We start from the raw sequence: 818 nt of genomic DNA, 5'->3' as shown, positions 1-818 counted from the left end.
TGCGGATGACGCCCTCGCACGTGCAGGCGCTGCTGGCGCACCGGGGCGAAGCGGTGAGCGCGTGCGCGCATGTGTTCGTGGTGGGCGGCGAGGCGTTCGGCGCGGGGCTGGCGCGGTCGCTGCAGGCGGCGTTCCCGCATGCGCGGATCTACAACCACTACGGTCCGACGGAGACGGTGGTGGGCTGTTGCTGGTACGACGTGAGCGCGGCGCTGGAGACGCTGTCGGGCCCGACGCTGGCGCTGGGCCGGCCGATGGCCAACACCCAGCTGTACGTGATGGACGCCGGCGGTCGCCTGCAGCCGCCGGGGGTGGCGGGGGAGCTGTGGATCGGCGGGGCGGGGGTGGCGAAGGGCTACGTGAACCAGGCGGCGCTGACGGCGGAGAAGTTCGTGCCCGACCCGTTCGACCCGGCGCGTCGGGTGTACCGCAGCGGTGACCGGGTGCGCTGGCGGGCGGACGGCCAGCTGGAGTTCCTGGGTCGCCTGGACGGCCAGGTGAAGCTGCGCGGTTACCGGATCGAGCTGGGCGAGATCGCGGCGGTGATGGAGTCGGTGCCGGGGGTGCGCGAGGCGGCGGTGGTGGTGCGCGGGGCGTCGGAGGCGGCGCGGTTGCTGGCCTACGCGGTGGGCGCGCCGGGCGAGGACGCGGCGACGCTGCAGGCGCGGGTGGTGTCGACGCTGCAGCAGCGGCTGCCGGCGTACATGCAGCCCACGGCCTGCATGCTGCTGGCGGCCCTGCCGCTGACGGCGAACGGCAAGCTCGACCGCCGGGCGCTGCCGGAGCCGGAGCAGGCGACGGGGGCGGGCGAAGCCCCG

General features: G+C 75.3%; 1 protein-coding gene. It reads left to right on the top strand.

Going from position 1 to position 818, the window contains the following annotated elements:
• A partial coding sequence (locus tag H4F98_RS16650) for an AMP-binding protein (protein WP_182688941.1) occupies positions 1–818 on the top strand: 818 nt, incomplete at both ends.

The organism is Marilutibacter spongiae (assembly GCF_014145325.1).
In the GTDB taxonomy this organism is placed as follows: Bacteria; Pseudomonadota; Gammaproteobacteria; order Xanthomonadales; family Xanthomonadaceae; genus Marilutibacter; species Marilutibacter spongiae.
The sequence above is the reverse complement of the archived record's forward strand: the minus strand, read 5'-3'. Positions and strand labels throughout refer to the sequence as shown.